Consider the following 4,638-nt stretch of genomic DNA (forward strand, 5'->3'; position numbering starts at 1 on the left):
AGGAAAAATTACCTCTTTGCAGGATCACACGATGCCGCTCAAAGGTCAGCGGTCATCTATACCTTTTTCGCCAACTGTCACAAACACGAGGTAGACCCCTACAAATGGCTCAAGTATACCCTCGAGAACATCATGGAGGCTCCCATCCAAGATATTCATCAATTTTACCCACAAAATTTTAAAAAATAACACCCTATAAAGACGGTGTTGCTTGGCTTACCTGTACTTCGTGGAATGGATACTCCTTAACAACAATCTTCACTTTTGTTCCATTCGGTAAATTTCTCATTTGGTGCCCCATTGAAGAACCAACTCCCCTATTGTCACCAGAAGTAATATTTTTAACACTAGCGCCTTTACCACCTGTAGATAATACTGCTGGAGGATACTCATCTCTATCTTTTCCTGGTGCACCTTTTTTACCCTTGAGAGATGCTCTACGACGCTTTTTAGCTCCACTTCTATCTATTGCTTTTCCCGCTTTCTGAGCTTCTTCAACATGTTGAGCAGTTTCAGGGTGTTTTGATTTAGATATAAAGATTTTTATATAGCCTTTCCCTTTCTTTGCAGCCGTTTTACCGAAAGGTGCCATTCCGTATAAAAGGTTTTGCGGATGCCCCTGTGCTAAATCTATCGTCTCGCCTACCACTGGTATTTCATCAGCAGCCATTTTTACATAGGTACCAACCTCCTCTACTACTTCGTTGACTTTCTTGGCTCCCTCGCCCATATCAAGAGTTCGCATAACAGTTTGGTTTTCTGATGATATATTTCCAGAACCGTTATCGTAGCTTTTGTTACGAGCTTGTTTTATACGCTTTATGCCATTGGTGAATTTAACATATTGATTAATTCCCCAATTTATAATTCCATCAACCATTGGAGAACCTGTGGCTTCCAAGCCTTCCAGTTCTATGTGCCTGACTACCTTATTCTCACTAAAAGCATAAGTACTATTGTAAAGGTATTTCTCCGCTAACGGATCAACTGAAAAGAACCTACCCAAGGCAACATCCGCGTTTCTCCACTTAAATTGTGACCAGTTGAGCCCAAACTCTTTTTGTTCCTCCTGACCTTGGAATTTCCACCTGTGTTCAGTTTTTCCGTGCTTCGAGAGCCCTTCCAGTTCTAACCCAAAAGGATAATAATGATTCTCCTGTACAATTAGTTGGGGCGTATGCTCCACCACCATATCATCAAAGAATACTTCCTGGTCGCTTTCGTTGGCGGCAAATACCTGAAGGTAACCGCGCTCAGTAGCGGTATAACTAAGCTCTAACTCTTGCCATTGTCCAGCGTTTACCTGCAAATGTTTGATCTGCAAAGAAACCGCCACCGGAGTACCGTCTTGTGTATAAAACACTGACTTTAAGTAGCCGCTTGGCACGCTCGCATTTGGGTTGTTGCCTCCGTTGTTGGGCGTAATACTCAAGCTCAAATTTAATAAAAATGGGCTGTTTTGCGAAGAGCTCTATCTCAATAATAAAAAAGCCCAAATCATTTGGGCTTTTACTTTTTATTTACTTACGGTTTTGGTTATTCCAAAACCAAACTCCAAATGCTCATATTACTTAATTTCGGGTTACAAATCCGAAACAGCGTGGTCACCTAATGTCTGCTACAGATAGCAAATTATCTTCATTAATTATCTGCAATTTAAAATGTGAAATAGGAAATATAGACGTAGGACTTTGAATAATTATAATGGAAAGTTCATTGTTAATTTTTATTTTTTCATATAAATAGTTGTACAAGTCAATTATACCTTTTGGATCAAGCCCAGCAGTATTTATCAACAAAAAGTTTGAATTATTAAAGCCTATCTCAATATTAATTATAAGACGAGCAAACGCACCTCTTATATTTTTTGCAAGAGTATCTAAAGGTATCTCCAACACATTTAGTATCAACTTTATCTCATTTGAAGATAATTTAGAATACTTGGCTATGTACTGATATAAAGTTATTTTTTTAAAACAATACCATATATTACCATCACTTTTTAATTTACCATCAACATACAGAGGTTTATGAAAAATATTAAAGCCGTCTAATTGACTTTGGAGCCTATCTTCTAAATAATTTACAGGACTATATATACTTACCATTTGTCCTTCAAATATATCAAAATCGGGAATTCTATGACCTTGGATTATGCAATCTTTTATGGAAATTAATAAATTCATCTCACTTCTTAAATTTCATTGAACCAAACTTTCTAATTGATGATTTACTAAGGTATTTTGTGGGATTTACGCCTTGTATATGACCAGCTATACTAGCTCTATTTAAAAGAGTTTCAATATGCTTTGCATCTCCTGTCTCAGCTAAAACCTTAAGTGCTGCTGCAACTCTATGATGCCCCTCGCTAATTGTGTATTTTCCTTTATGATAATACCCAGCTATTTGATTAAGTGAATGATCAAATTTAGAGTTAGACATAAGGCTGGCTAACTTATCAATTTTTGAGGTGGAAACTTCAGTTTGAGATGCCAGAATCCCATACTGTTTAGCTAGTTTTGATATAGCACCTTTATGCTTGTAAGCATTCTTTGCAATTCTAAAAAGACCAAAAAAACCTAACTTCCCTAAAGTTGCTAGTTTTCCTACAGGAGTTACATTGGCACCCTCCTCTAAATAATTTCCTGCACTCATTTTCTCCCCATGAATATTCTCACCCTTCGCAACACCAAAAATCAAACTCAATCCAGAGGTTACAGGGTTAATATCCGTCATAAGCCTTAACCCCCCTGTAAGTTTAGGCTGACCTTCTCCATTACTTTCAGATATAGCATCTTGCACTGCTTCCTGCAAAGTTCCCCCTGTCCTCGCTTTTTCTAAAATATTCTGATCTACCCCTTTGACTTCTGCATTTACCGTCATAGTGTTGGCACCATTTCCTGAACCATTGACAGTTGCTATAAATAGGCGATGAGGTGAATCATCATTGGTTTTGTGTATGCCTAATATCTGACCAGATGCATTCATATAAATATGATCCAAAGGTGCTTTACCATCAGGGTCAATCATATTTACAGGATCATTCAATGCATAATTATAAGGGCTTGCTGTGTAAAACTCTTCAACTTTAGGATCAATTACAAACCATCTTCCGAGTAATGCATCATATTGCCTCGCTTCAAAATCCCCCCAATTCAAACCAAAAGTTTTATCAAACTCTTTACCCCCAAACTTCCACCTATGCTCAGGTTTTCCCTGCTTCTCAATCCCTCGCAGGTTCATTCCAAAAGGATAATAATGATTCTCCTGTACAATCAATTGGGGCGTATGCTCCACCACCATATCATCAAAGAACACGGTTTGGTCGCTTTCGTTGGCGGCAAATACCTGAAGGTAACCGCGCTCAGTAGCAATATAACTAAGCTCTAACGCTTGCCATTGTCCAGCGTTTACCTGCAAATGTTTGATCTGCAAAGAAACCGCCACCGGAGTACCGTCTTGTGTATAAAACACTGACTTCAAATAGCCGCTTGGCACGCTCGCATTTGGGTTGTTGCCTCCGTTGCTGGGCGTAATACTCAAGCCCAAATTTAATAAAAATGGGCTGTTTTGCGAAGAAACCTCCCCACTATTTGTATTACCTGCCGTTTGGCTCAGGTTGCCCAAGGTAAGCCCCCAATCTACTGCTTGGTTGTTAGTAGGACTACCCGTATAATAAGCCTTTACCTTGACGGTTACCTGGTCCCCTTTGCTTACTTCCAGGTTGCGCAACATACCCAAAGGTTGGGCAGTAGTCAATTTTGCCACATGATTGTTGGCGTTGGTAGGGTCAGTCGTGCGCACCTCGTCTTTATACTCAAACCCCTGTTGTTTATCCATCACTATGTCTTCCAGGGTGGCTTGGGTAGTTTGGGTTTGCCCTTCTCTGAAAGCCACCCTCAAGTTGCCCAAGTGATCCTTGTAATGATACTCATACACAAAGGCCGCGTTTCCGTCCAGGGCACCAGGTGCCAATGCACGCCCTTCAGCCGTATGCACAAATTGCAGCTCATCGTTTTCGTATACAAAACTCCCTATATAATCGGTGCGGCTCGTTTGCGCGCCCGTGCTGTCTATGACTACCTTATTGAGCTTGATTCCGGCGGCATCGTAGGTATACACGATTTGCTGGTTTTTCTCAAAATTGATAATCGTAGGCAAATTTAAATAATTATAGACAATACTTGTTATTTTTTTGTTTTGGTCGGCAATCAAGTTGCCATTGTCGTCATAAATATAGTCAGGGTCTTGCACGGTAGCGGTGTGCCCATCCCTAAAATCTCCGGCTACCCCAGTGTTGCGGCTGTCTTCGGCATCGGCTACCCCCAACAACTGATTGCCCGCGTAGGTATAGCTTAGGTCGTCAATAGTACCAAACACCATTGCCAGGTTGAGTTTACGCTCCAGCAAGCCTTGGCGCTTGAGGGTCAAGATATTGCCATTCAAATCGTAGGTCAGGTTGTTTACATCATAGCGCCCGTTTTCTGCGCTGTTCGACGAGGCATAACTGGCGGTTTTCAATCGGTTGAGCCCATCGTAGGTATAGTCGTACTGGCGCTGCACCTGGTCTATGCTGCTTTGCCACACCATGCGCCCAATGTTGCCATTGAGGTAGTTGTGGGTGGCGCCCTGGTCGTA

Annotated in this window: 4 protein-coding genes; 1 reads left to right on the top strand and 3 read right to left on the bottom strand. The window is 41.0% G+C overall.

What is annotated here, in order from left to right; translation table 11 throughout:
- The coding region (locus Q0954_RS32820; protein WP_366916777.1) for a transposase domain-containing protein at positions 1–189 on the top strand (189 nt) is incomplete at its 5' end.
- A gap of 4 nt (positions 190–193) precedes the next feature.
- On the opposite strand, the gene Q0954_RS32825 is transcribed toward Q0954_RS32820, so the two are convergent.
- The 3 genes from Q0954_RS32825 to Q0954_RS32835 form a co-directional block, all read right to left on the bottom strand.
- Positions 194–1,438 (bottom strand): NucA/NucB deoxyribonuclease domain-containing protein, encoded by a 1,245-nt coding sequence (locus Q0954_RS32825; RefSeq protein WP_299465906.1) that lies wholly within the window; start codon positions 1,436–1,438, stop codon positions 194–196.
- A 166-nt stretch (positions 1,439–1,604) separates the two neighbouring features.
- A complete protein-coding gene (locus Q0954_RS32830) occupies positions 1,605–2,186 on the bottom strand; it encodes a hypothetical protein (RefSeq protein ID WP_299465909.1) in 582 nt (193 codons plus the stop codon).
- Between the two features lies 1 nt (position 2,187).
- The coding region (locus Q0954_RS32835) for an RHS repeat-associated core domain-containing protein (RefSeq protein ID WP_299465912.1) at positions 2,188–4,638 on the bottom strand (2,451 nt) is incomplete at its 5' end.

Origin of the sequence: uncultured Microscilla sp. (assembly GCF_947493425.1) — a bacterium.
Lineage (GTDB): Bacteria > Bacteroidota > Bacteroidia > Cytophagales > Microscillaceae > Microscilla.